The sequence below is a fragment of the Duganella vulcania genome (assembly GCF_009857655.1).
GTDB classification, from domain to species: Bacteria; Pseudomonadota; Gammaproteobacteria; order Burkholderiales; family Burkholderiaceae_D; genus Rugamonas; species Rugamonas vulcania.
This window is the reverse complement of the sequence record NZ_WWCX01000098.1, coordinates 1-23,542: the sequence shown is the minus strand read 5'-3', so window position 1 is coordinate 23,542 and position 23,542 is coordinate 1. Positions and strand designations below refer to the sequence as shown.

Below are 23,542 nucleotides of genomic sequence, written 5' to 3'. Positions count from 1 at the left end.
GCGCCTTGCCCGGCCGTGGCGTCGCGGCCACCGTCGACGGCGCGCGCCTGATCCTGGGCAGCACGCGGCTGATGCAGGAGGAGGGCGTCGCGCTGGACGCGTTGAGCGCCCGCGCCACCGCGCTGGAACAACAGGGCCTGACGATCTCCTGGCTGGCCGCCTCGAACGCGCCGCAGCCCGCCCAGCTCCTTGGCCTGCTGGCCTTCGGCGACCGCGTCAAACCGCAAGCCCGCGCCGCGCTGCAAGCCCTGCGCGCCCTGCACATCCAGACCATCCTGCTCACCGGCGACAACCAGGGCAGCGCCGACGCCGTCGGCAAGGAACTGGGCATCGACCGCATCGTCGCCAACATGCTCCCCGCCGACAAGGCCAGCACCGTGGCCGGCCTGAAGACCGGCGGCGCCTGCATCGCCATGGTCGGCGACGGCATCAACGACGCGCCCGCGCTGGCCGCCGCCGATGTCGGCATCGCCATGTCCAGCGGCACCGACGTCGCCATGCACGCCGCCGGCATCACGCTGATGCGCGGCGATCCGGCGCTGGTGGCCGCCGCCATCTCGATCTCGCGCCGCAGCTACAGCAAGATACGACAGAACCTGTTCTGGGCCTTCATCTACAACCTGGTCGGCATACCGCTGGCCGCCTTCGGCCTGCTCAACCCCATGGTCGCCGGCGCCGCGATGGCGCTCAGTTCCGTCAGCGTGATCAGCAACGCCTTGCTGCTGCGCCGCTGGAAGCCCGACCACCTGAAAGGACAAGCATGAACATCGGACAAGCCGCAGCGGCCAGCGGCGTATCGGCCAAGATGATCCGCTACTACGAAAGCATCGCCCTGATCCCGCCGGGGCGGCGCAGCGACGCCGGCTACCGCATCTACGGCGAGAACGACCTGCACGCGCTGCGCTTCGTCAAGCGCGGACGCTCGCTGGGCTTCTCGCTCGACCAGATCCGCGACCTGCTGTCGCTGTGGCAGAACAAGGAGCGCGCCAGCGCCGACGTCAAGAACATCGCCATGGGCCACGTGGCGGAACTGAACCAGCGCATCGCCGAACTGACCGAAATGCGCGACACCTTGCAGACGCTGGCCAGCTGCTGCCACGGCGATCATCGTCCCGATTGCCCCATTCTCCAATCGCTGGCCGATTGACGTATAATCGGCCCGTTTTGGTGCTCGCGCGCCTGTCCAGGCGCGCAGTTAAACGGGAAACATGGAGCTGGCCACGCCAGCCAACATGTGCTGCCCCCGCAACGGTAAACAAGCGTCGTCGTTGACGACAAATCCGCCTCTTCAGACCACTGTGCAGCCGCATGGGAAGGTCAGGCGGTGTCGCTTGCCAGCCCGGATACCGGCCAGACAGGTGGAAGTGCCCAGGCATTTCTGTTCAATCCGCTCACGGGGAGGTGAGGGGATTGCATCTGTTTCGATCTACATCTATGCATCTATTTTGCTCGCCACGGCTTTGCCGTCTGGCGGCCGTGCCTTGCGCACGCGCCGTTCGCTCACCCCTGCGCTTCGACTGTTCGTTGAAGGAGCATCCATGATTCTGCTTTCGATAGCCGCGCTGGCGGCGACGGTTCCTGTGGCGACCGATGGCGAGCCTGTGATGGCTGCGGTCGAGGTGCGCGGCCACTATGACAACGGCGTCGGCACGTCCAGCGCCGCCAGCCAGGGCTCGGTGACGGCGGCGCTGATCGCCAACCGTCCGGCGCTGCGGCCCGGCGAGCTGCTGGAGTTCGTGCCCGGCGTGATCGTCACGCAGCACAGCGGCGACGGCAAGGCCAACCAGTACTTCCTGCGCGGCTTCAACCTCGATCACGGCACCGATTTCGCCACCTTCGTCGACGGCATGCCGGTCAATATGCGCGCCCACGCGCACGGCCAGGGCTACACCGATCTGAATTTCCTGATGCCGGAACTGGTTGAGCGCATCAACTACAAAAAAGGCCCGTACTACGCGGACGAAGGCGACTTCGCCTCGGCCGGCGCGGCGCACATGGGATTGGCGAACAAGCTGAAGGAAAACACCGCCAGCATCACGGTCGGCGAGCATCAGTACTACCGCGCCAACCTGACCGGATCGACGCCGCTGGGCGAGGGCAACCTGGTCTACGGCGCGGAGCTGGGCCACAACAACGGCCCGTGGATCACTCCCGAAGCCTTCCACAAAAGCCTGGGCGTGCTGCGTTACAGCCAGGGCGGCAGCGACAACCAGTTCAGCGTCACCGGCATGGCCTACAAGGGCGGCTGGTACGCCAGCAACCAGATCCCGCTGCGCGCGGTGCAAAGCGGCGAGATCGGTTCGTACGGCGCGATCGACACCAGCGACGGCGGCATCACCTCGCGTTACAGCCTGTCCGCCACGCTGCGCCGCCGCGGCAGCGACACGCTGTTGCAGGCCAACGCCTACCTGGTGCAATCGAGCCTGGACCTGTACAACGACTTCACCTACTTCCTCGACGATCCGGTCCACGGCGACCAGTCGCGCCAGACCGAGAAGCGCCGCATGACGGGCTTCGATGTGGCGCAGACCTGGTTCGGCAAGTGGGGCGGGCTGGAAGTGAACAACAAGGTCGGCCTGCAGGGACGTTACGACTATCTGTCGCCGCTGGCGCTGTACAGCACCGTCAAGCGCCGGATCACCGGCGTCATCACGGAGTCGAAGGTCAAGGAAGCCAATGCGGCGGTCTATTTCGAGAACACGGTGCAGTGGCGCGAGTGGCTGCGCACCACGGCCGGCTTGCGCCATGACCGCTACCGCTTCGATGTGAGCAGCAATATCGCCGAGAACACGGGCAAGGTCAGCGACGGCGTGACCTCGCCGAAGCTGGCGCTGGTGCTCGGGCCTTGGGCCAGGACGGAGTTCTTCATCAACTACGGCGAGGGCTTCCACAGCAACGACGCGCGCGGCACCACCGTGCACCTGACGCCGAAGGAGCGCGAGCCTATCGATCCGGTCACGCCGCTGGTCAAGACGCGCGGCGCGGAACTGGGCGTGCGCACTGAGTTCGTGCCGGGCCTGCAAAGTTCGATGGCCTTGTGGAAGCTGCGCTCGGCCTCCGAGCTGGTGTTCTCCGGCGACGCGGGCGACACGGCGGCAAGCCGGGGCAGCTACCGTTCCGGCATCGAGTGGAACAACCACTACATCGCCGCACCATGGCTGCTGTTCGACCTTGACCTGGCTTATTCGCGGGCGCACTACACCGAGCATGACGCGGCGGGCGATTTCATTCCGGGCGCGGTCGGCAAGGTGGCCTCGTTCGGCGCCACCGTCACCGATCTCGGTCCGTGGTCCGGCGCGTTCCAGATGCGCTATTTCGGACCGCGTCCACTGATCGAGGATAACAGCCAGCGTTCGGCGACGACGGCCATCGCGTATGCGCGGGTGGGCTACAGGATAGACCGGCGCTGGGCCGTGTCGCTGGACGCCTTCAACCTGTTCGACCGCAAGGCCAGCGATGTGGACTACTACTACGCCTCGCGCCTGCCGGGCGAGCCGGCCGAAGGCGTCAACGACATCCACTACCATCCGGTGGAGCCGCGCACCTTCCGCCTGACGTTGAAGGCTACATTCTGACGAACATCCACACGGTCAGCGCGGCGCCGACCAGCACCACGAAGCCGCGCATGACTTTTTCCGGCAGGCGGTGGATCAGCCATCCGCCGCACAAGCCGCCGGCGATGCCGCCCACGCACAGCGCCAGCGCGGCCGGCCAGCTGATCAAGCTGGAGGTGGCGAAGATCAGCGTGGCGGCGGCGTTCATCGCCATCGCCAGCACGTTCTTGGTGGCGGCTGCGGCGCGCACCTGCTGGCCGGCGATGGTCAGCGCGGCCAGCATCAGGAAGCCGATGCCGCCGCCGAAGTAGCCGCCGTAGATGGCGATGCAGCTTTGCACCAGCATCAGCGTCCAAGGCGGCATGCTGCCCGCCGCGTGCAATGGCTTCTTGCGGAAGCTGCCCCACGCGAATACGCTGGTGGCGAACAGCACCAGCCAAGGCACCAGCCGCGCGAAGAAGGACGGCGGCGTATTCAAGAGCAGGATGGCGCCGAAGATGCCGCCGATGGCGCTGATGATCAGCATCTGCTTGAACGTCAGCGGCCCGACATCGCCCGCCAGTTTGCGGCCGGCGTAGGCGGAGGTGATCTGGCTAGGGAACAGCGCGATGGTGGATGTCATGTTGGCGGCCAGCGGATTCAGGCCGGCCAGCAGCAGCGCGGGGAAGGTGATGAACGAGCCTCCGCCGGCCAGGGCGTTCTGCACGCCGGCCAGGAAACCGGCGGTGGCGACCATCAGGACAATCGGGAGTTCAAGTGGCGGGACTGGTGGCATGGGATCTGGGAAATGGTCGGGTCAACAATCGATTATAACCGTGTACTGAATATCGTTCCGGGCGCTGCCCCGGCGTTGCCAGTGCTACCATCGTGTCATGACGACACCCTATCAACTTTATTATTGGGACGGCCTGCAGGGCCGCGGCGAATTCGTGCGCCTGGCGCTGGAGGAGGCGGCGGTGCCATATGTGGATGTGGCGCGGCAGAAGAAGGGCATGCCGGCGCTGCTGGCCAGCCTCGATGGCGGCCAGGTCGACCATCCTTCGTTCGCGCCGCCGGTGCTGCGCGCGGGCGAACTGCTGATCGGGCAGACCGCCAACATCCTGATGTTCATCGGCGCCCGCCATGGCCTGGCGCCGCGCGCGGAGGCGGGGCGGTTGTGGACCAGCCAGCTGCAGTTGACCATCGCCGATATCGTCGGCGAGGTGCATGAGACCCATCACCCCATCTCGGTCGGCAAGTACTACGAGGACCAGAAGAAGGAGGCCAAGGCGCGCGCCAGGTGCTTCCGCGAGGAGCGCATACCGAAGTTCCTCGATTACTTCGAGGGCGTGGTGACGCGTAATCCGGGGCGGGGAGGTTATGCGGTCGGCTCGCGGCTGACGTATGTGGACCTGTCGCTGTTCCAGCTGATCGAGGGTTTGCGCTATGCGTTTCCGAAGACGATGGCGCGGCTGGAGCCATCCTGTCCGGCGCTGATCGCCTTGCGCGACAAGGTGGCGCTGCGGCCCAACATCGCCGCATACGTCGCGTCGAAGCGGCGGATACCGTTCAATGAGGACGGTATCTTCCGCCGCTACCCGGAGCTGGACAAATAATCAGGCCGCGCCGGTGACGGGGTAGCCCGCGTCGGCGATGGCCGATTTCAGCGGCGCCAATGGGGTGGAGCTGTCTATCTTGACGGTCTTGGCGGCCAGGTCGATCTCCACCTTCGCCGCCGCATCGACAGCCTGCACCGCCTTGGTCACGGCGCCCACGCAATGGCCACAGCTCATGTTTTCCACTTGTAGTTGATACATCGTCGCACTCCTTGAACGGTTTCGATGATCATACTGTAGGCCTTCCCGTCGTGGGAAGGTCAAGCGTTATCGCGTACCGCGGGCGAGCGGCAGCGTATTTAGCCGGTCCTCGATTTCAAGACGCACGGCATCCGGCATCTCCATTTCGTGCAGCGCCTTGGGCCAGAGATCCTTCGCGCGGGCGACCGTTTGCGTGACGGCCGTTTTGACGATGCGTTCCGAGATGCCCGCCTGCCTGGCCACGGCGGCATAGGTGTCCAGCGTTTCCTGCCGCTGCAACTGGTCGATGGCGACGTTGGTGGCGAAACCCCGGAAGCCGCTCAGCGCCGCGACGCAGACGATGTCATAGGCCGGCGCCAGCTCGGGGCGGACGCCGTCGCGATACAGCACGCTGAAGTTCTTCAGGTGCGCATCAGAGTTGCCGATCAGCGTGTTGACGGCCTGCCGGATGAAGAACTGGCGGACATCCTCGATGCCGCGCGTGCCAAGGCGGTCCAGCACCTGGACCAGCTTGACGAACTCCCTGGCGCCGGAATACTTCTGGGCCGGCATGAGGGTGAGCAGCTGGCAGGCGTCTTCCATGTGCACGGCGCCGGCGGGACCGCGGTCGAAGCGCTCCACCGCCAGGAAGCGCGTGCCGGCGCCCAGCGCGGCCACCAGGTCCGGGTGGTCGTCCATTGTGCTCATGGGCGCTGGCCGGCATGCCGCGACGCCGACGCCGGCCAAGCCGGCCAGCTGCATGCAGGCGTGTTCGTTCATCACCTGCGAGTCGTCGCCGGCCAGCGGCAGCTTGGCGATGAGGTCGGACGGCGTGCCCTTGACCGGCATGCGGTACCGCTTGCGGTCCCTGGCGTGGGACAGCGCCACCTTGTCCTGCAGGCCGGACAGCGAGGCGGCGCCCTCGGCGGCTTGCTCGGGCACGCTGATCTCCAGATTGTCGGCGCCGCCGGTGACGCCGTAGGCGCGGGCCGCCGCGGTCAGGTTGTCGAGGTTGGCGGGCAGCACCGTCACGGCGCCCGGCAGGTCCTCGCCGGCGGCGGCCAGGATGCCGAAGTCGTCCATGTCGCGCTCGCTCTTGCGCGTGGCGGCAAGGCGGCGGCGCAGCGCGCCTTCCGGCAGCAGGCCCGCGAAGAAGGGCGGCAGCTCGCCGCGCTCCCGGTACAGCGCCGGGTCGAAATGGTTCTTCAGCGTCTCCTGCGTCACCTGCTCGGCGCCGGGCAGCGTCATCGACAGCGAGAGCGTGGCGCGCCGCGTGTCGGCCTGGTACTGCTCCGTCGCGAGGAAACGCGTCGCGCGGCCCGCCTCGCACAGCCAGCCGACGTGCCGGCCGCGCAGCCACACTTCCAGATAGCGGGGGACCAGCGCGTGGTTCAATTCAGTCCGCCCAACAGCCGGTCGACCGTCGATGGAACGTCGTCCGGCCCGATGGCTTTGCCGGACAACAGGCGCGCGACCTCCGGCAGCAGATGTTTGGGGATCAGGACCAGGCTGGCATCCATCGCCCCGGCCAGCGCCTCGTAGGTGCTGAGGCGGGAATCCAGTTTCCCGCTCAGTACGTTGCTGACCTGGGGGACGTTCATCGCCGTCAGATCCGCAAGATTCTGTAGCGTTTTACCCAATTGGCGACGGCGCTGCTGTAGTTGCTCGAACACGGACATTTTATTCTTTCATGTAAATTATGAGTCTAATTTTACGTGAAAACATAAATGTTCGCGCATTGGCGTGTACTCAGTCCTCCGGCGGATCGTTCAGCTTGGCCAGGTCCAGGCTGACGAGCGCCCAGATGCCGCCGGCGTAGTCCGGCTCGCGCGACAGGTATTCCACTTCGGAGGGTTTGATTTCGAAAGCCTTGCCTTGCTCGACCAGCTGGCCGACATGGCCGTAGATGGCCTTGGTGGCGTTGCTCATGGCCTTGTCCACCGTTTCGCCGGTGGTGACGCAGCCGGGAATGTCCGGCACGGTCACACCATACTTGGTGTTGCCTCTTTTTCGGATCAGGATAGGGATGTCCATGGTCTTGTCTCGGCGGTGGTCCGAAAGTCTGGCGAAATCAATGACTTGCAGTGTCTAGTGTCATACAGGTTGCTGCCGGTTTCAAGCACTTTCGTGGTTGACACTGTCTTTATTGTGCACCGCATTAAAGATTGACATCGGAATTTTCTTACGATACCATTTAAATAATTCTTAAGTGCATCTTAAATTTGTTTAAAGAAACATTTTCACCCCGGCTCCCAACCCCTGCGCCAGGCCAGCATTTTTCCATTAAAACCTCCGCACAGGGACTAGCATGAAATCCATCAAATTCGCCGCAGCTGCACTCGCATTGGCCGCCATTGGCAGCTCCAACGCCGCCGTGATCACTTTCCAGACCGGCAGTTCCGGCGCCGGCCCGCAGGCCAGCGCGCAAGATTACCGTAGCGTGGTTGACGCCGCCGTTGTCGGCGGCAAGTCGACCGTCCTGAGCAGCTACGACAACGTATCGAATAATGCGGTGTTCGGCACCGGCAACTCGGACATCGCCTTCAAGTCCACCATCGATTTCGGCCTGAGCGCCGCCGGCACCTACTCGTTCCGCGCCGGTGTGGACTTTGGCCGCGGCGGCGCCGTGTTCCTGGATGGCCAGGCCGTTGCGCTGAACACCAACGACATGTGGTGGGGCTTCAACTACAACACCCCGAACGGCGCCTTCCTGATCGACAACCAGGCCCTGTCGGCCGGCAACCACACGCTGACCATCTACGGCCTGGAAGGCTGCTGCGATGGTGGCCAGCAGGTGCAGTACGCGGCCGCCAACGGCAATTTCCAGAGCTTCAGCGCCAACACGCTGGCGCCTGTCCCTGAACCGGAAACCTACGCCATGCTGCTGGGCGGCCTGGCGCTGGTCGGCGGTTACGCCCGCCGCCGCAGCAACAAGGCCTGATAGAAAAAAGAAGCCCCGCCGGCATTGCTGCGGGCGGGGCTAACAGGTACGGGATTATTCTACTACATTTACAACACGTCGCTGGCGTGGTCTGCCAGGCGCGAGCGTTCGCCGCGCGCCAGCGTCACGTGACCGCTGTGCGACCATCCCTTGAAGCGATCCACCACATACGTCAGGCCGCTTGAACCCTCGGTCAGGTAAGGCGTGTCGATCTGCGCGATGTTACCCAGGCACAGGATCTTGGTGCCGGGACCGGCGCGCGTCACCAGCGTCTTGACCTGCTTGGGCGTCAAGTTCTGCGCTTCGTCGATGATCAGGAACTTGTTGACGAAGGTGCGGCCGCGCATGAAGTTGAGCGACTTGATCTTGATGCGCGAGCGGATCAGGTCCTGCGTCGCCGCACGGCCCCATTCGCCACCGTCCGAATCGGACTTGTTGAGCACTTCCAGGTTGTCGTCGAACGCGCCCATCCATGGCGACATCTTCTCTTCTTCCGTACCAGGCAGGAAACCGATGTCCTCACCGACCGGCACCGTCACGCGGGTGACGATGATTTCGTTGTAGAGCTTGGTCTCCAGCACCTGCGCCAGGCCGGCGGCCAGGGCCAGCAGGGTCTTGCCGGTACCGGCCTGGCCCAGCAGGGTGACGAAGTCGCATTCCGGATTCATCAGCAAGTTCAAGGCGAAGTTCTGCTCGCGGTTGCGGGCGGTCACACCCCACACATTGTTCTTGTTGTGGCTGAAGTCGCGCAGGGTCTGCAGTACGGCGGTCTTGCCGTTGATCTGCTTGACCTGGCCGTAGAACGGCGCTTCGCCATTCTTCGGTTCCAGGAAGATGAACTGGTTGACCAGCAGCGACGGCACGAACGGGCCGGTCACGCGGTAGAACGTCGCGCTTTGGCCGTTCTTGTTCTCCTGCCAGGATTCCAGGTCCTTGCCGTGCTTGGTCCAGAAATCGTCCGGCAGCTGGACGATGCCCGAGTACAGCAGGTCGGTGTCTTCCAGCACGTGGTCGTTGAAGTAGTCCTCGGCCGGCAGGCCCAGCGCGCGCGCCTTGATGCGCATGTTGATGTCCTTGGACACCAGCACCACCGGGCGGCCTTCCTGTTCCGCTTCCAGCGAGCGGACCACGGACAGGATCTGGTTGTCGGCCTTGCCGACCGGCAGGCCGACCGGCAGGTCCGCCGTTTGCAGGCGCGTCTGGAAGTACAGGCGGCCCTTGGCGTCCTTGTTGCCCAGCTTGGACAGCAGGATGCCGTTCTCGATGGCGTCGTCGTCGGTGTTGGAAACCAGCGCGTCCAGGGTGCGCGACACCTGGCGGGCGTTGCGCGCCACCTCGGTCATGCCCTTCTTGTGGTTGTCCAGCTCTTCCAGCGTCATCATCGGCAGGTAGACGTCGTGCTCCTCGAAGCGGAACAGCGACGATGGATCGTGCATCAGCACGTTGGTGTCCAGCACGAACAGCTTGGTGGTGCCGGTCTGGTCGGCGTGGCGGCTGGTCGAGGACTTGATCGCCACTTCATGCGGCTTGTGCTTGGCCGGATGCGGCGCCTCGGCGGTGATCGGCGTGACCTTGCTGCGCGCGGCCGGAGCCGGCTTGGCCTTGGCGGCCGGCTTGACAGGTGCCGCGGCAGGCGCGATGCCGGCGGCGGCGTTCTTCAATACGGCGGGCGCGGCCTTCAGTACGGCGGCCACGGCTTTTGACTTGGTGGTGGTTTTCGGGGTTTCTGCTTTGGCTTTTGCTACAGGCACTGCTTTGACAGGCGCCGCTTTCTTCGGCGCGGGCGCGACTTCAGCCACCGCTGCGATGGCGGGGACCGGGCGCGGCCCTGTCGCTTTGGGATAATCTTTGGCCAGAAGTATAGTCGCTGGCTTACTAGGTAATTTTGGCAGTGGCATCAGGATCTCATTTGAAGAATATCTGGAGGAATCCGCCCATGGGCGCAGCACGCTTCCTGGTCTGGGAAACGTTGGGACCGTATGGGGTGGATGCTGGGTAAAACAGGTTATAAGACTGCCGACGGGCGCTCATCATGCCCGGAGAAAGTACCGCGTGGTGGCCGGTTGGCCACCATGTAGGGTGGTGGTGTGAATTACAGTGATGACTCAAAATAACTGGATAGGCTTGGTTCGGTTGAGCAACTCTGGAAGCTGCAACGCATCCTGTAACTAAGCCTGACGCGCTACAAATTCCAGCACTTCATCGACGTGACCCGCTACCTTCACGCCTCTCCATTCTTTCACCAATTGCCCGGTAGCGTCAATCACAAACGTACTGCGCTCGATGCCGCGCACCGTCTTGCCGTACATTTGCTTCATCTTCATGACGCCGAACTGCTGACAGAGCGCCTCGTCGGGATCGGAAATGAGCTCGAAGGGCAGGCCCAGCTTGGTCTTGAAGCTCTCGTGCGAGCGCAGCGAATCGCGGCTGATGCCGTAGATTTCGGTGCCGGCCGCCTGGAATTGCTGGTACAGGTCGCGGAACGCCATGTTCTCGGTGGTGCAGCCTGGCGTGTTGTCCTTGGGGTAGAAGAACAGCACGGTATGGCGCGCGGGCCGGCCCGACAGCTGGAAGGTCTGGCCGCCGGTCATGGCGGCGGAAAAATCGGTCACTACGGAAGGGCTTTCAGCCACAGGCTATCTCCTGAACGGTACGCATTAAGAACGGGCAGCGCCCTGCACGATCAGCTGGCCCGAGCGACCCGGCAGCTCGCCCCAGGTGATCGGGCAAACCGGCATGGTCTGGTGCTGGACCTTCTGATGGTAATCGGCCATCGACGCCAATGTGTAGCCTTGCGCCTTCCAGCCAGCCAATAACTGCTCGAATATGGGGGCGAGTTTTTGCCCTTCAAGCTCGGAGTGCAAAGTATATACGTGGTCGCGCGTGGCGCCGGCTGTCAGCTTCAGCAGGAAGGCGGCGATGTTGCCGGTGCCGATGGTGACACCGTCGATCTCGCGGCCCAGCAGCTCGTCCAAGGTCGGCAGCGTGGTCGGCAGCTGGATGTGGGACAGCACCTTGTCGCCATCGGACAGGCGGTGCGGGCCGTCGGCCGGATTGGCCAGCGTGCCGTTTTCGTTGAGCACGCAGCGGCCGTCGGAGGCGTAGGCATAACCTGCGGTGTCATGCTCGGCAAAGGCGGCGTTGTTCATCTGCCAGCCGGCCGCGCCATGCGTGCGCGGCGCGGTGCCGAACACCTGCGTGAAGCGGGCGGCGGCCTTGCGCATCATGGCGGTGGACCATTTGCCGTCGCGCTTGGCGACGTTGTCCTGCCACAGCACGTGGTCCCAGGTGTGGATGCCGCATTCGAAGCCAGCGTCGCGCACCGAGCGCAGCTGCTGCGCGCATTCCTTGCCGATGTCCGGGCCCGGCAGCAGGGTGCCGTACATCAGCGTCTTGAGGCCGTAATGCTCGACCACGGACGTGCGCGAGACTTTGCTGAAGAACCCCGGACGCAGCGCGCGGCGCAGCGCCCAGCCGGTGTGGTCCGGCCCCAGCGAAAACAGGAAAGTGGCCTGGGCGTTGTGCGCCTTCAGCGTGCGCACCAGGTTCAGGGTGCCTTCACGGGTGCCGCGGTAGGTGTCGACATCGATCTTCAACACCATCAGCGGCGCTTGCGGTTGCAAAGTCTCGGTCAAATCTTAGTCCATCAGTTTTTGTGCTTCGGCCACCTGGCTGCGGTAGGCGTCGAAGATCTTCTTCAGCGCTTCGGCCATGGTGGTGGTCGGTTTCCAGCCCAGCTCTTCGCAGGTGTTGGTGATCTTCGGCACGCGGTTCTGCACGTCCTGGTAGCCCGCGCCGTAGTACGCGCCCGAGGTGGTCTCGACGATCTTGACCTTGGCGGCGCCTTCGGCGTACTCGGGGTATTGCGGCGCCAGTTCCAGCATCATGCCGGCCAGCTCGCGGATCGAGTAGTTGTTGACCGGGTTGCCGATGTTGTAGATCTTGCCGGTGGCGGCGCCGTTCTTGTTCTCGATGATCTTCATCAGCGCGTCGATGCCGTCGTCGATGTCGGTGAACGCGCGTTTCTGCGCGCCGCCGTCCACCAGCGAGATGTTCTCGCCACGGACGATGTGGCCGAAGAACTGGGTCACCACGCGCGACGAGCCTTCTTTCGGCGTGTGGATGGAGTCGAGGCCGGCGCCGATCCAGTTGAATGGACGGAACAGGGTGAAGTTCAGGCCTTCCATGCCGTAGCCCCAGATCACGCGGTCCATCAGCTGCTTGGCGTTGGAGTAGATCCAGCGCGGCTTGTTGATCGGGCCGCAGATCAGCTCGGAGTTCTCGGGATCGAACTCTTCGTCGTGGCACATGCCGTACACTTCCGAGGTCGACGGGAACACCAGGTGCTTGCCGTACTTGGCGGCCGAGCGCACGATGGGCAGGTTGGCCTCGAAGTCCAGCTCGAACACGCGCAGCGGCGCTTTCACATAGGTCGAAGGGGTCGCAATGGCGACCAAAGGCAGGATCACGTCGCACTTCTTGACGTGGTACTCGACCCATTCCTTGTTGATGGTGATGTCGCCTTCGAAGAAGTGCATGCGCGACTTGTACGCCTCATTCTCCAGGACGTCGGTGATACGGTCGGTGCTCATGTCCATGCCGTAGACATGCCAGTCGGTCGTTTCCAGGATGCGCTTCGACAGGTGATGGCCGATGAAGCCGTTGACGCCGAGGATGAGGACTTTTTTCATTTGATAGTTACCCAGGTAATGTTCATTGTCCGCCAGCGGATAGCTCCGCCAGGCGGGATCGCAACTGCTCGGCCGTCACGGGTACCCCGTCGGCCGTCAAGGCGGAAATCGTCAGCATGCGGCCATCGCCGCACACGCCAAAGATGCAATTATCCACTACTGTCAAGCCCGGTGGCAAACTTAGCGACACAACATTGCCGAAATTGCCAGACAATCGGGCCCGTTGCAGCACGTAGCGCACACCGCCGATATCGGTGAAGGCGCCGGGGTAGGGCGGGGCCACCGCGCGGTGCAGGTTGTACACGTCCTGCGCCGGCAGCAGCCAGTTGATGCGGCCGTCCTCGGGCTTGCGGCCGCCGAAGTAGCCGCCCTTGCTCAGGTCGTTCTTGATGCGCGGCGCCGTGCCGTCCAGCAGCGACGGCAGCACCATCCACAGCGCCTGCTCGGCCGCCACGGTAACCTTGCCGAACACTTCGAAGGCGGTGTCGTCCGGCAGGATGGGCACTTCCATCTGCGACACGATGTCGCCGGCGTCCGGCTTGACGGTCATCTCGTGCAAGGTGGCGCCGGTGACGGTGGCGCCGTTCAGCACGGCCCAGTTGACCGGCGCGCGGCCGCGGAATTCCGGCAGCAGCGAGCCGTGCATGTTGAACGCGGGCGCCACCGCCAGCAGCTCGGCCGGCAGCATGTTGCGGTAGTAGAAGCTGAACATCAGGTCCGGCGCGATCTCCCGCACCTGTGCCAGCAGCTCGGGCGACTTGGCGTCGGCCGGCGTGATGTAGGGGATGCCCTCGGCCTGGCACAGCGAGATCACCGACTCGAACCAGATGTTCTCGTCGCTGCTGTCCTCGTGCGTGACCACCAGCGCGACATCGACGCCGCCGGCCAGCAGGACCTTCAGGCAGCGTACGCCGACATTGTGGTAGCCGAAGACGACGGCGCGTTGACGCTTATTGGATTCACTCATGGCCTCGGCCCACAGTACGTTTTTCCACACCGGCCGGCGCTTCAAGCGACTGGCCGGGCTTTTGTTCCAGGATCGTTTGTACCACGTAGCGCGGACGCGCGCGCACTTGCTGGAAGATGCGGCCCACGTACTCGCCCAGCAGGCCGATACCGAACAGGATAGTCCCCATGAAGAAGAAGGCAATCGCGAACAGCGTGAACAGGCCTTCCGCCTCGGCGCCCAGGAACAGGCGGCGCACCAGCAGCACCAGCACCAGCAGGCCGGAGGCGATCGACAGCAGGATGCCGAACATCGAGAAGAACTGCAGCGGCACCAGCGAGAAGCCGGTGACCAGGTCGAAGTTCAGGCGGATCAGGCTGTACAGGGAGTACTTCGATTCGCCGGCCGCGCGCTCCTCGTGCTCGACGATGATCTCGGTCGGCTTGCGGGCGAAGCGGTAGGCCAGCGCCGGCACGAAGGTGTTGACCTCGCCGCACTGGTTGACCAGGTCGATCACGTTGCGGCCGTAGGCGCGCAGCATATTGCCCTGGTCGGTGATCTTGATGTTGGTGATGCGCTCGCGCAGGTGGTTCATGGCCTTGGACGCGTAGGTGCGCCACGCCGAATCCTGGCGCTTGCGGCGGATCGAGCCGACGTAGTCGTAGCCTTCGCGGATCTTGGCCACCAGGTTGCCGATTTCCTCGGGCGGGTTCTGCAGGTCGGCGTCCAGCGTGATCATGATGTCGCCGCGCGAGGCTTCAAAGCCGGCCAGGATGGCCATGTGCTGGCCGTAGTTACCGTTGAACAGCACCACGCGGGTGACGTCGGGGCGGGTGCGGAACTGCTCGGCCAATATCGAGACCGAGTTGTCGCGGCTGCCGTCGTTGACGAACACGATCTCGTAGGTCGTGCCGAGCTTGTCGAGCGCCGGGTACAGGCGGTCGAACAGGGCTTGCAGGCCGGCCTGCTCGTTGTAGATCGGGATAACGACGGAAATTTCTGGCTTCATCAACGACACGCTCATTTGATCAAAATCGCTTTCACGGCTGCGACGGCACGGTCGACATCGGCCGTGGTCATGGCATAGAACATCGGCAGGGTCACCGTCAGGCGGCCGATTTTTTCCGACACGGGGAACATGCCCTCCTTGAAGCCGCGCTCGCGGTACATGGTGAACAGGTGGATGGGCGCGTAGTGGTAGCCGGTGCCGATGTTGAAGCGTTCCTGCATCGCGCGCATGAAGTCGGCGCGGGTGGTGGGGCCGTTATCGGGCAACACGATCTGGAACAGGTGGTAATTGCTGGTCTCGAAAGCCTGCACCGGCAGCTGCGCGCCGGACTGCGCCTCGAACTCGGGGCCGAAGGCCTGGTAGTAGTGGCGCGCCAGGTTGCGGCGGTGCGCGGTGATGTTGTCTATGTTGGCGAACTGGCCCAGGCCGATGGCGGCCATGATGTCGCTCATGTTGTACTTGCCGCCGAGGACGTCGACATCGATGCCGTCGACGCCGCTGCGGGTCACGCCCTGCAGGCGGTACTTCTCGGCCAGCCTGGCTTCTTCCAGGTTGTTCAGCACCAGTGCGCCGCCTTCGCCGGTGGTGATGTTCTTGTTGGCCTGGAAGCTGAACGAGACGAAGTCGCCGAACGAGCCGATGCGCTTGCCGTTCCATTCGGAGCCGAACGCTTGCGCCGCGTCCTCGATCACGCGCAGATTGTGCTTTTTGGCGATGGCGTACAGGCGGTCCATGTCGACCGGCAGGCCGGACAGGTAGACCGGGATGATGGCCTTGGTGCGCGGCGTGATCGCGGCTTCGACCTTGTCCAGGTCGATGTTGCGGGTGACCGGGTCGATGTCGGCGAACACCGGCGTGGCGCCCACTTCGATGATGACGTTGGCGGTGGCGACCCAGGAGATCGAGGTGGTGATGACTTCGTCGCCGGCGCCGATGCCGGCGATGCGCAGCGCGATCTCCATCGTGCAGGTGCCGGAATTGAAGGTGCGCACGGGGCGGCCGCCGAAGTATTCGGACATCTGGGCTTCGAAGGCGGCCACTTTGGGGCCGCTGGTGATCCAGCCGGAACGCAGCACGTCGCTGACGGCGGCGATGGTTGCCTCATCGATGGTGGGTTTCGAAAAAGGCAAGAAAGGTAAGGCGGAGGTCATGGGTGTCACTCTCGTTATGCTCTCGTATTGATTTGGCGGATGGCCGCATTCTAAATTGTTCGTCAGGTCCGCGCCAGCAAGGCGACGCCAACCAGGATGATGCCGATGGCGACCAGGCGCTGCACCGTCAGCGCCTCGCCGAACAGGTACCAGGCGCCGATGGCGGTGACCACGTAGCCCAGCGACAGCATCGGGTAGGCGATCGACACGTCCACCCGCGACAGCGCGATGATCCACAGCACCACCGACAGCACGTAGCAGGTCAGGCCGCCGATGATGGGCAACTGCGTCGCCACCTTGAGGCCGACCGAGAACAGGTTGCCCAGCGTCAGGTGGATCTCGCCGACGTTCTTGGCGCCGGCCTTGAGCAGCAACTGGGCAATGGCGTTCAACAGCACGCCGAAAACGATAAAACTGAAAGTTGCGATATTCATGTGTTCTTTTTATAAGTTATTTTTATAGATTACAGGTTGGCCACCACGACGCGGCGCGTATCCTCGGCCACCACGCGCATCGGCAGGCCGTCGTCCTTCAGGTCCTGGTACTTCTCCGGGCTGAGGATGGCCAGCGCCTTGACGCCTTGCTTGGTGTGCGCGTTCCACTGCACGACGAACTCGTCGACCGTCGGGATGGACAGCTCCGGCTGCTGGCGCAGGCCGAAGGTGAATTCATCCCAGTAATCGACCAGCACCACGGTGCGGCGCAGGTAGAAGGTCATCGACTGCTCGTAGGTGGTGACCGAATAGATCCTGGTGTCCGGCTTGAGCTCGGGCAGCATCTTCAGCGCCACGGCTTTGCCGGAGCGCATTTTGCCATACGGCTCGAAGCCGGCCAGGATCAGCTGGGTCGAGGCGAAGCCGGCCAAGGCCATGGTGAGCACGGTCAGGTCGCGGCGCAGGTGGCGCGCATGCAGCAGCGCCAGCGCACCGCCGGCCGCGGCCACGATGCCGGCCATCAGCACCCATGGCTGGTAGGCTTCCAACAGCGCGGTTTCCTCGCGGTGGCGCACCGCCATGGTGACCATCTGCGGCACGGCGGCCACGCCGGCCACGCCGATCAGCACCAGCAGGCCGGCGGCGATCATGCGGCTGCTGCGCGAGGCGGTTTCCAGGTAGACGCCGATCAGCAGGGCCAGCGCCGGGAAGATCGGCAGGATGTAGCCGGGCAGCTTGGAGCTGGAATAGCTGAAGAAGAAGAAAATAAACACGGCCCAGATCAAGAGCATCAGCTTGGGCTGGAACACACCGTTGCGTTCGCGGCGCACGGCGCCCCACAGCGCCTGCGGCAGCACGCCCAGCCACGGCACGATGCCCGGCACCAGCATCACGAAGAAGTAGTACCACGCGCCTTCGCGGTGGTGGGTCTTGAGGAAGAAGCGCTCCCAGTGCTCGTGCACGAAGAAGAAGTAGGGCTGCTCGGGATTGCGCTGGGCCACCAGCACGAACCACGGCGTGGCGATCGCGAAGAACAGCAGCAGGCCCTTGCCCAGGTGCAGGCGCTTCCAGATGGCGATATCGCCCGACAGCGCCGAGTACAGCACCAGCACCGCGCCCGGCAGCACCAGGCCGATCAGGCCCTTGGCAAGCACCGCCAGCGCCATGCCGGCCCAGCAGACCAGCATCCAGTTGCGGCGCGCGCTGTCGGTGGCGCCGTCGCGCTGGGCGAGGATGACCGCGCACAGCACGATGGTCATCATGCCCGACAGGCTCATGTCCAGCGAATCGATCTGGCCGGAGGCGACCCAGAACAGGCTGGAGCCGAGCGCCAGCGCGGCGTAGAAGCCGGCGCGGGCGCCGAACACGCGGTTGCCGGCGTAGCCGGTCAGGATCACGCCGCCCAGGCCGCACAGGCCGGTCCACAGGCGCGCCTGCCATTCGCCCAGGCCGAATACGGCGAACGAGGCCGCGTTCATCCAGGTTTGCAGTGGCGGCTTCTCAAAGTACTTGATGCCGTTCAGGCGGGTGGTGATCCAGTCGCCGGTGGTGAACATTTCGCGCGCCATCTCGGCGTAGCGGCCCTCGTCGGGCGGCACCAGCGAGCGCACGCCCAACACGTACAGCCAGACGATGATGAACGCGGCCAGCAGCGACCAGACGATTTTCTTGGAGTTGTACAGGTCGTTCATCAGGCGGGGTTGCCCTCGTTGTGGTCAATGATCAATGCGAGCGTGACCTTGCGGCCTTCGCCCATCAGGATGTTGTAGGTGCGGCAGGCGGCCTGGCTGTCCATGCATTCGACGCCGATGCGGCGCATGGTCAGCGCGGCGGTCATGCGTGGGTGGATGAAGCGCTGGCGGGCGCCGGTGCCGAGGATGACGACATCCGGGCTGTCGGCGCCGATGATGTCGAAATGCTCTGCGGTAATAGCGTCGAAGCTGGGGGCGTCCCAGGCGCGCGGCGGGACTTCGGGCAGCACGACCAGGCTGTAGTTGTAGCGTTGGGCGTTGATTTCGACCCCGGTTTCATCGTAACCGGTGACGGTCTGGTATTTCTGGGTATCGCTGGCGTGGAGCTTCATGACGGAAATCGCGGTTTTAGTCGGCAAAAGAAGCGCCATTGTAGCGTTTTTCCGGGGTGTTCCTGCGCTTTCCACTCCTTACAGGTTGATTAAATGGGAGGCTTTCGGCAGAATGGTTCTTTTCGCATTGCAGCACGGGCCGCCGGGGCGTTTTGGCAGTCCTGAGCGATTTGCCTCACCAAGACAGGATTTTATTTTGCGACCGATTCAAAAATCGAACAAATTAGCGGAAGTCTGCTACGAGATCCGCGGCCCGGTGCCGGAAAAAGCCCGGCAAATGGAGGAAGAAGGCCACAAGATCACGAAGTTGAATATTGGCAACTTGGCCGTGTTCGGTTTCGATCCGCCCGATGAAATCGTCCAGGACATGAAAATCAACCTGCCGAACGCGGCGGGCTACACCGATTCCAAGGGCATGTTCGCGCCGCGCAAGGCCGTGGTGCACTACACCCAAGGCAAGAATATTCCGGGCGTGACCATCGAGGACGTCTACCTGGGCAACGGCGCGTCCGAGCTGATCGTCATGTCGATGAACGCGCTGCTCAACACCGGCGACGAGGTGCTGGTGCCGGCGCCCGACTATCCGCTGTGGACCGCCGCGGTGTCGCTGTCGGGCGGCACGCCGGTGCACTATGTATGCGACGAGATGCAGGACTGGTTCCCGGACATCGAGGACATGCGCCGCAAGATCAACTCCAACACGCGCGCCATCGTCGTCATCAACCCGAACAATCCGACCGGTGCGCTGTACCCGGTCGAGCTGCTGCTGCAGATCATCGAGCTGGCGCGCCAGCACCAGCTGATCATCTACGCCGACGAAATCTACGACAAGGTGCTGTACGACGGCGCCGAGCACGTCTCGATCGCCTCGCTGGCCGACGACGTGCTGTTCGTCACCTTCAACGGCCTGTCGAAGAACTACCGCGCCTGCGGCTACCGCGCCGGCTGGATGGTGGTGTCGGGCCAGAAGGACCATGCGAAAGATTACATCGAGGGCCTGAACATGCTGGCCTCGATGCGCCTGTGCGCCAACGCGCCGGGCCAGTTTGCGATCCAGACCGCGCTAGGCGGCTACCAGTCCATCCAGGACCTGGTGGGGCCGGGCGGGCGCCTGCTCAAGCAGCGCGACCTGGCGCACAAGCTGCTCACCGATATTCCAGGCGTAACGTGCGTCAAGCCGAAAGCTGCGCTGTATATGTTCCCACGCCTCGATCCGAAGATCTACCCGATTTCGGACGACCAGCAGTTCGCCTACGAGCTGCTGGCCGAAACCAAGGTGCTGATCGTCCAGGGCAGCGGCTTCAACTGGATCGCGCCGGATCACTTCCGCGTCGTGTTCCTGCCGAACTCGGACGACATGACGGAAGCCTTCGGCCGTATCGCCAAGTTCATGGAAGGCTACCGGAAACGTCACGGCGCCAGCTTCTAACAAACAATAGAAACGATTTATATGAAACCCATCAAAGTAGGTTTGCTCGGCGTCGGTAACGTCGGCGGCGGCACGTTCGACGTGTTGGCGCGCAATCAGGAAGAAATCCGCCGCCGTGCCGGCCGCGGCATCGAAATCGTCGCCGTCTCGGCCCGCAACCTGGAGCGCGCCAAGCAGCGCACCGGCGGCAAGGTCAAGGTGGTGGCCGACCCGTTCGACATCGTCAATGATCCCGAAGTCGACATCGTCGTCGAGCTGATCGGCGGCTACGACCAGGCCAAGGCGCTGGTGCTGCAAGCCATCGCCAACGGCAAGCACGTGGTCACCGCCAACAAGGCGCTGCTGGCCGTGCATGGCAACGAGATCTTCGCGGCGGCGCAAGCCAAGGGCGTGATGGTGGCGTTCGAAGCGGCCGTGGCCGGCGGCATCCCCATCATCAAGGCGCTGCGCGAAGGTTTGACCGCCAACCGCATCGAATGGTTCGCCGGCATCATCAACGGCACCACCAACTTCATCCTGTCCGAGATGCGCGACAAGGGCCTGGACTTCGGCACCGTGCTCAAGCAGGCGCAGGAGCTGGGCTACGCCGAAGCCGACCCGACCTTCGACATCGAAGGCGTGGACGCGGCGCACAAGGCCACCATCATGTCGGCGATCGCGTTCGGCATTCCGGTGCAGTTCGACAAGGCCTATGTGGAGGGCATCTCCAAGCTCAACGCCATCGACATCCGCTACGCCGAGCAACTGGGCTACCGCATCAAGCTGCTGGGCATCGCCAAGCGCGCCAAGGTCAACGGCGTGGAAGGCGTGGAGCTGCGCGTGCATCCGACGCTGATCCCGTCGAAACGTCTGATCGCCAACGTCGAAGGCGCGATGAACGCCGTGCTGGTGCAGGGCGACGCTGTCGGCGCCACGCTGTACTACGGCAAGGGCGCCGGTTCCGAGCCGACCGCCTCGGCCGTGATCGCCGACTTGGTCGACATCGCCCGCCTGGCCACCGCCGACGCCGAGCACCGCGTGCCGCATCTGGCGTTCCAGCCGAACGAGATGACCGACATCGAGATTTTGCCGATGTCGGAGATCACCACCAGCTACTACCTGCGCATGAACGTCAGCGACCAGCCGGGCGTGCTGGCCGACCTGACCCGCATCCTGGCCGACGCCACCATCTCGATCGACGCCATGATGCAGAAGGAACCGGCGGAAGGCGAGACCCGCACCGACATCATCTTCCTGACGCACCAGACGCAGGAGAAGAACGTCATGGCGGCCATCGCCAAGATCGAAGGCCTGGCCACCGTCTGCGGCCAGGTCACCAAGATCCGCCTGGAAAACCTGAGCTAAATTCAACCTGGCAACCTGGGGTCAAGTCTGACATTCGGACACGAGCTCATCCGTAGCGGCCGCTACGGATGAGCTCGTGTCCGAATGTCAGACTTGACCCCAAATTGTTTGGGCGAAAAAAAACCGGACGGCGCCTACGTGCGCTGTCCGGTAAAGGGTTTCTCCTATTTACTCGGGGTTGCTTCTACTGCGTACTGCTACTGCTTACTTCGATGCGACGGTCAGTTCGCTCTTGACTTCTTTGACGCCAGGCACGGCCGAGGCTACCTGGATCGCTTTGGTGCCGATGTCGGTGCTCGCCACCGAACCACTCAACACAACCACGCCGTCAGTGGTGGTCACGCCAATTTGTTTTTGATCTGCCAGGGAAGCCTTGATCTTGCTGGTGATGGCGTCGTCATTGGTGGCGGTGCCAGTCTTGGCGGCGCCAGCCATCGCGGCATCGGTTTGGCCAGCAGCAAATGCGGTGCCGGTCGCGGCAGCAGCGGTCAGGGTGGCGGCAACCATCAGGCGGGCGATCAGTTTGGTAGTCATCATGATTTGCTTCCTTTGTTCAAGTTTGAGGGTGAAACGTCAGTGACGTTATCCTCTCCTTTGCAAAGGCCGTGCCAGCTATAATAAACACTTTAAAATCAATAGCTTATGGTGAATCTTCCTATTGGAAATCGAACCTGTGTGGCATTCCCGGCCATATTGCGCCGATTTTGTCGGGAAATGGCGACATGCCGTTGCCGCCATTTCGTAAGTTATTGATTTATAACGGTTTATTCCTGTCGCTCCGCAGCGACAACGGCGCCGTCGCTGCGGAACAGGCTGGCATCCAGGTCGTGCTTTTGCAGCAGGCGGTAGAACTCGGTACGGTTGCGTTCGGCCAGGCGGGCGGCGTCCGCAACGTTGCCGTCGGTAAGTTTCAGCAGCTGGACCAGGTAGTTGCGCTCGAAGCGCTGCTTGGCCTCGGTGTAGCTCAGCACCTCCAGCGACGGCACCCGCAGCGCGCGCTGCACCAGCGACAGCGGCACCAGCGGCGCGGTCGCCAGCGCGCACACGTGCTCGACCACGTTGTACAACTGGCGCACGTTGCCGGGCCAGGCTGCCGTGGTCAGCGCCTCCAGCGCGCCCGGTGCGTAGCCGCGCACGGTCTTGCCGTACTTGGCGGCCAGCGTCTGCAGGAACTGGGTCGCCATCGGCGCGATGTCCTCGCGGCGCTGCGACAGCGGCGGCAGGGTCAGCGTGATCACGTTCAGGCGGTAGTACAGGTCTTCGCGGAACTGGCCTTCGTGCATGGCCGCGTCCAGGTCGCGGTGCGTGGCCGACAGGATGCGCACGTCCACCGGCCGCGCGATATCGGAGCCGAGCTGGCGCACCACGCGCTCCTGCAGCACGCGCAGCAGCTTTACTTGCAGCAGCAGCGGCATGTCGCCGATCTCGTCGAGGAACAAGGTGCCGCCGTCGGCCGCCTGCAGCAGGCCCTCGCGGCTGGACACTGCGCCGGTGTAGGCGCCCTTGATGTGGCCGAACAGTTCGGATTCCAGCAGCGCCTCGGGAATCGCGCCGCAGTTGACGGCGATGAACGGCGCCTTGCTGCGCCGGCTGGCGCGGTGGATGGCGTTGGCCAGCAGCTCCTTGCCGGTGCCGCTTTCGCCGCGGATCAGGATGCTGGCGTCGGAGGCCGCCACCAGCCGCGCTTCGGCCAGCAGCTCGTCCATGCACTGGCTGCGGCTGATCAGGCCGGCACGCCAGGCGTGGTCGCCGCTGGCGGGGCCGGCCTCCGGCGCGGACAGGCTCAGCGCTTGTACGATGCGCTCCAGCAGCGTCTTGGCGTCGAACGGCTTGGTCAGGTAGGCGAAGGCGCCCAAGGTGGTGGCCTCGACCGCGTCCGGAATGGTGCCGTGCGCGGTCAGCAGGATCACCGGCAGGGCAGGGTAGCTGCTGCGGATTTCCTGGAACAGCGACATGCCGTCGCGCTCCGGCAGGCGGATGTCGGTGATGACCAGGCGCGGCAGCTCGATCGACAGCCGCGCTAGCGCCGCCTCCGCGCTGCCGACCGCCGTCACGCGGTAGCCGTTGGCGCTCAGGCGCATCGACAGCAGGCGCAGCAGGTCGGCGTCGTCGTCCACCAGCAGCAGGTGCGCGCCCTGGCCGGCGGCTGCGCTGCGCGGGGCGCCGTTGTCGCCGGCGCGGGTCA

The 23,542-nt window shown here is 64.0% G+C and carries 24 protein-coding genes and 1 riboswitch; of the genes, 7 read left to right on the top strand and 17 right to left on the bottom strand.

All coding sequences use genetic code 11. The features are described from left to right. The 3 genes from GTP90_RS29830 to GTP90_RS29820 form a co-directional block, all read left to right on the top strand. On the top strand, positions 1-764 hold a 764-nt coding region (locus GTP90_RS29830), incomplete at its 5' end, for an HAD-IC family P-type ATPase (protein WP_161086916.1). Then, positions 761-1,147, top strand: coding sequence for a Cu(I)-responsive transcriptional regulator (gene cueR / locus GTP90_RS29825; RefSeq protein WP_161086915.1), 387 nt, complete (start codon positions 761-763; stop codon positions 1,145-1,147). The genes GTP90_RS29830 and cueR, both read left to right, overlap by 4 nt. A gap of 1 nt (position 1,148) precedes the next feature. Continuing rightward, positions 1,149-1,368, top strand: a riboswitch (cobalamin riboswitch). 170 nt (positions 1,369-1,538) lie between these two features. After that, on the top strand, positions 1,539-3,575 hold the full coding sequence (locus GTP90_RS29820) for a TonB-dependent receptor (protein ID WP_161086914.1): 2,037 nt from the start codon (positions 1,539-1,541) through the stop codon (positions 3,573-3,575). Here GTP90_RS29820 and GTP90_RS29815 read toward each other — a convergent pair. Beyond that, positions 3,565-4,329, bottom strand: coding sequence for a sulfite exporter TauE/SafE family protein (locus GTP90_RS29815; RefSeq protein WP_161086913.1), 765 nt, complete (start codon positions 4,327-4,329; stop codon positions 3,565-3,567). The two genes, GTP90_RS29820 and GTP90_RS29815, sit on opposite strands and share 11 nt — an antisense overlap. Before the next feature lie 97 nt (positions 4,330-4,426). Between GTP90_RS29815 and GTP90_RS29810 the strand changes: the two genes are divergently transcribed. Then, positions 4,427-5,149: a glutathione S-transferase gene (locus GTP90_RS29810; protein ID WP_161086912.1), complete on the top strand. Its 723-nt coding sequence runs from the start codon at positions 4,427-4,429 to the stop codon at positions 5,147-5,149. Here the strand turns inward: GTP90_RS29810 and GTP90_RS29805 are convergent, their stop codons facing one another. The 4 genes from GTP90_RS29805 to GTP90_RS29790 form a co-directional block, all read right to left on the bottom strand. Next, entirely contained in the window at positions 5,150-5,350 is a 201-nt protein-coding gene (locus tag GTP90_RS29805; RefSeq protein WP_161086911.1) for a heavy-metal-associated domain-containing protein, read from the bottom strand. It abuts the gene before it with no gap. Positions 5,351-5,416: 66 nt separating this feature from the next. Continuing rightward, a complete protein-coding gene (locus tag GTP90_RS29800; protein WP_161086910.1) occupies positions 5,417-6,724 on the bottom strand; it encodes a type II toxin-antitoxin system HipA family toxin in 1,308 nt (435 codons plus the stop codon). Further along, positions 6,721-7,008 (bottom strand): helix-turn-helix domain-containing protein, encoded by a 288-nt coding sequence (locus tag GTP90_RS29795; RefSeq protein ID WP_161086909.1) that lies wholly within the window; start codon positions 7,006-7,008, stop codon positions 6,721-6,723. Before GTP90_RS29795 ends, GTP90_RS29800 begins: the two co-directional genes overlap by 4 nt. Before the next feature lie 70 nt (positions 7,009-7,078). Further along, positions 7,079-7,363 (bottom strand): type II toxin-antitoxin system HicB family antitoxin, encoded by a 285-nt coding sequence (locus tag GTP90_RS29790; protein ID WP_161086908.1) that lies wholly within the window; start codon positions 7,361-7,363, stop codon positions 7,079-7,081. Positions 7,364-7,637: 274 nt separating this feature from the next. On the opposite strand from GTP90_RS29790, the gene GTP90_RS29785 reads away from it, so the two are divergent. Continuing rightward, the gene (locus GTP90_RS29785; RefSeq protein WP_161086907.1) at positions 7,638-8,270 is read left to right on the top strand and encodes a CCXG family PEP-CTERM protein; all 633 of its coding nucleotides are present in this window, start codon (positions 7,638-7,640) and stop codon (positions 8,268-8,270) included. 68 nt (positions 8,271-8,338) lie between these two features. On the opposite strand, the gene GTP90_RS29780 is transcribed toward GTP90_RS29785, so the two are convergent. The 10 genes from GTP90_RS29780 to GTP90_RS29735 all read right to left on the bottom strand — a co-directional run bounded on the left by GTP90_RS29780 (position 8,339) and on the right by GTP90_RS29735 (position 18,584). Continuing rightward, on the bottom strand, positions 8,339-10,168 hold the full coding sequence (locus GTP90_RS29780) for a PhoH family protein (RefSeq protein ID WP_161086906.1): 1,830 nt from the start codon (positions 10,166-10,168) through the stop codon (positions 8,339-8,341). Between the two features lie 270 nt (positions 10,169-10,438). Continuing rightward, the gene (locus GTP90_RS29775) at positions 10,439-10,903 is read right to left on the bottom strand and encodes a peroxiredoxin (protein ID WP_371875146.1); all 465 of its coding nucleotides are present in this window, start codon (positions 10,901-10,903) and stop codon (positions 10,439-10,441) included. 24 nt (positions 10,904-10,927) lie between these two features. Beyond that, positions 10,928-11,872: a polysaccharide deacetylase family protein gene (locus GTP90_RS29770; protein ID WP_161086919.1), complete on the bottom strand. Its 945-nt coding sequence runs from the start codon at positions 11,870-11,872 to the stop codon at positions 10,928-10,930. A 36-nt stretch (positions 11,873-11,908) separates the two neighbouring features. Further along, positions 11,909-12,961, bottom strand: a complete 1,053-nt coding sequence (locus GTP90_RS29765; RefSeq protein WP_161086905.1) for a bifunctional UDP-4-keto-pentose/UDP-xylose synthase — start codon at positions 12,959-12,961, stop codon at positions 11,909-11,911. A gap of 22 nt (positions 12,962-12,983) precedes the next feature. Then, complete coding sequence (locus GTP90_RS29760; RefSeq protein ID WP_161086904.1) at positions 12,984-13,928, bottom strand: formyltransferase; 945 nt, start codon at positions 13,926-13,928, stop codon at positions 12,984-12,986. Beyond that, positions 13,921-14,916, bottom strand: coding sequence for a glycosyltransferase (locus GTP90_RS29755; RefSeq protein ID WP_161086903.1), 996 nt, complete (start codon positions 14,914-14,916; stop codon positions 13,921-13,923). Before GTP90_RS29755 ends, GTP90_RS29760 begins: the two co-directional genes overlap by 8 nt. A gap of 11 nt (positions 14,917-14,927) precedes the next feature. Continuing rightward, a complete protein-coding gene (locus GTP90_RS29750) occupies positions 14,928-16,067 on the bottom strand; it encodes a DegT/DnrJ/EryC1/StrS family aminotransferase (protein WP_161086902.1) in 1,140 nt (379 codons plus the stop codon). Between the two features lie 62 nt (positions 16,068-16,129). After that, positions 16,130-16,501, bottom strand: a complete 372-nt coding sequence (locus GTP90_RS29745) for an SMR family transporter (protein WP_161086901.1) — start codon at positions 16,499-16,501, stop codon at positions 16,130-16,132. Between the two features lie 29 nt (positions 16,502-16,530). After that, complete coding sequence (locus tag GTP90_RS29740; RefSeq protein ID WP_161086900.1) at positions 16,531-18,192, bottom strand: glycosyltransferase family 39 protein; 1,662 nt, start codon at positions 18,190-18,192, stop codon at positions 16,531-16,533. After that, the gene (locus GTP90_RS29735; RefSeq protein ID WP_161086918.1) at positions 18,192-18,584 is read right to left on the bottom strand and encodes an Mth938-like domain-containing protein; all 393 of its coding nucleotides are present in this window, start codon (positions 18,582-18,584) and stop codon (positions 18,192-18,194) included. Before GTP90_RS29735 ends, GTP90_RS29740 begins: the two co-directional genes overlap by 1 nt. A gap of 196 nt (positions 18,585-18,780) precedes the next feature. On the opposite strand from GTP90_RS29735, the gene GTP90_RS29730 reads away from it, so the two are divergent. Both GTP90_RS29730 and GTP90_RS29725 read left to right on the top strand, forming a co-directional pair. Further along, positions 18,781-20,013, top strand: a complete 1,233-nt coding sequence (locus GTP90_RS29730) for a pyridoxal phosphate-dependent aminotransferase (protein WP_161086899.1) — start codon at positions 18,781-18,783, stop codon at positions 20,011-20,013. A 21-nt stretch (positions 20,014-20,034) separates the two neighbouring features. Then, positions 20,035-21,357 carry a homoserine dehydrogenase gene (locus GTP90_RS29725; protein ID WP_161086898.1) on the top strand — a complete coding sequence of 441 codons (1,323 nt, stop codon included), beginning with the start codon at positions 20,035-20,037 and terminating at the stop codon, positions 21,355-21,357. Positions 21,358-21,561: 204 nt separating this feature from the next. Here the strand turns inward: GTP90_RS29725 and GTP90_RS29720 are convergent, their stop codons facing one another. Then, entirely contained in the window at positions 21,562-21,894 is a 333-nt protein-coding gene (locus GTP90_RS29720; protein WP_161086897.1) for a BON domain-containing protein, read from the bottom strand. 227 nt (positions 21,895-22,121) lie between these two features. Further along, positions 22,122-23,483, bottom strand: a complete 1,362-nt coding sequence (locus GTP90_RS29715) for a sigma 54-interacting transcriptional regulator (protein WP_308937325.1) — start codon at positions 23,481-23,483, stop codon at positions 22,122-22,124. Positions 23,484-23,542: the final 59 nt, after the last annotated feature.

Bases quoted from the DNA above. Each gene is read 5' to 3' on its own strand.
- cueR (WP_161086915.1), top strand. From the start codon at position 761: ATGAACATCGGACAAGCCGCAGCGGCCAGCGGCGTATCGGCCAAGATG.
- GTP90_RS29820 (WP_161086914.1), top strand. From the start codon at position 1,539: ATGATTCTGCTTTCGATAGCCGCGCTGGCGGCGACGGTTCCTGTGGCG.
- GTP90_RS29815 (WP_161086913.1), bottom strand. From the start codon at position 4,329: ATGCCACCAGTCCCGCCACTTGAACTCCCGATTGTCCTGATGGTCGCC.
- GTP90_RS29810 (WP_161086912.1), top strand. From the start codon at position 4,427: ATGACGACACCCTATCAACTTTATTATTGGGACGGCCTGCAGGGCCGC.
- GTP90_RS29805 (WP_161086911.1), bottom strand. From the start codon at position 5,350: ATGTATCAACTACAAGTGGAAAACATGAGCTGTGGCCATTGCGTGGGC.
- GTP90_RS29795 (WP_161086909.1), bottom strand. From the start codon at position 7,008: ATGTCCGTGTTCGAGCAACTACAGCAGCGCCGTCGCCAATTGGGTAAA.
- GTP90_RS29790 (WP_161086908.1), bottom strand. From the start codon at position 7,363: ATGGACATCCCTATCCTGATCCGAAAAAGAGGCAACACCAAGTATGGT.
- GTP90_RS29785 (WP_161086907.1), top strand. From the start codon at position 7,638: ATGAAATCCATCAAATTCGCCGCAGCTGCACTCGCATTGGCCGCCATT.
- GTP90_RS29780 (WP_161086906.1), bottom strand. From the start codon at position 10,168: ATGCCACTGCCAAAATTACCTAGTAAGCCAGCGACTATACTTCTGGCC.
- GTP90_RS29770 (WP_161086919.1), bottom strand. From the start codon at position 11,872: ATGGTGTTGAAGATCGATGTCGACACCTACCGCGGCACCCGTGAAGGC.
- GTP90_RS29765 (WP_161086905.1), bottom strand. From the start codon at position 12,961: ATGAAAAAAGTCCTCATCCTCGGCGTCAACGGCTTCATCGGCCATCAC.
- GTP90_RS29760 (WP_161086904.1), bottom strand. From the start codon at position 13,928: ATGAGTGAATCCAATAAGCGTCAACGCGCCGTCGTCTTCGGCTACCAC.
- GTP90_RS29755 (WP_161086903.1), bottom strand. From the start codon at position 14,916: ATGAAGCCAGAAATTTCCGTCGTTATCCCGATCTACAACGAGCAGGCC.
- GTP90_RS29750 (WP_161086902.1), bottom strand. From the start codon at position 16,067: ATGACCTCCGCCTTACCTTTCTTGCCTTTTTCGAAACCCACCATCGAT.
- GTP90_RS29745 (WP_161086901.1), bottom strand. From the start codon at position 16,501: ATGAATATCGCAACTTTCAGTTTTATCGTTTTCGGCGTGCTGTTGAAC.
- GTP90_RS29740 (WP_161086900.1), bottom strand. From the start codon at position 18,192: ATGAACGACCTGTACAACTCCAAGAAAATCGTCTGGTCGCTGCTGGCC.
- GTP90_RS29735 (WP_161086918.1), bottom strand. From the start codon at position 18,584: ATGAAGCTCCACGCCAGCGATACCCAGAAATACCAGACCGTCACCGGT.
- GTP90_RS29725 (WP_161086898.1), top strand. From the start codon at position 20,035: ATGAAACCCATCAAAGTAGGTTTGCTCGGCGTCGGTAACGTCGGCGGC.
- GTP90_RS29720 (WP_161086897.1), bottom strand. From the start codon at position 21,894: ATGATGACTACCAAACTGATCGCCCGCCTGATGGTTGCCGCCACCCTG.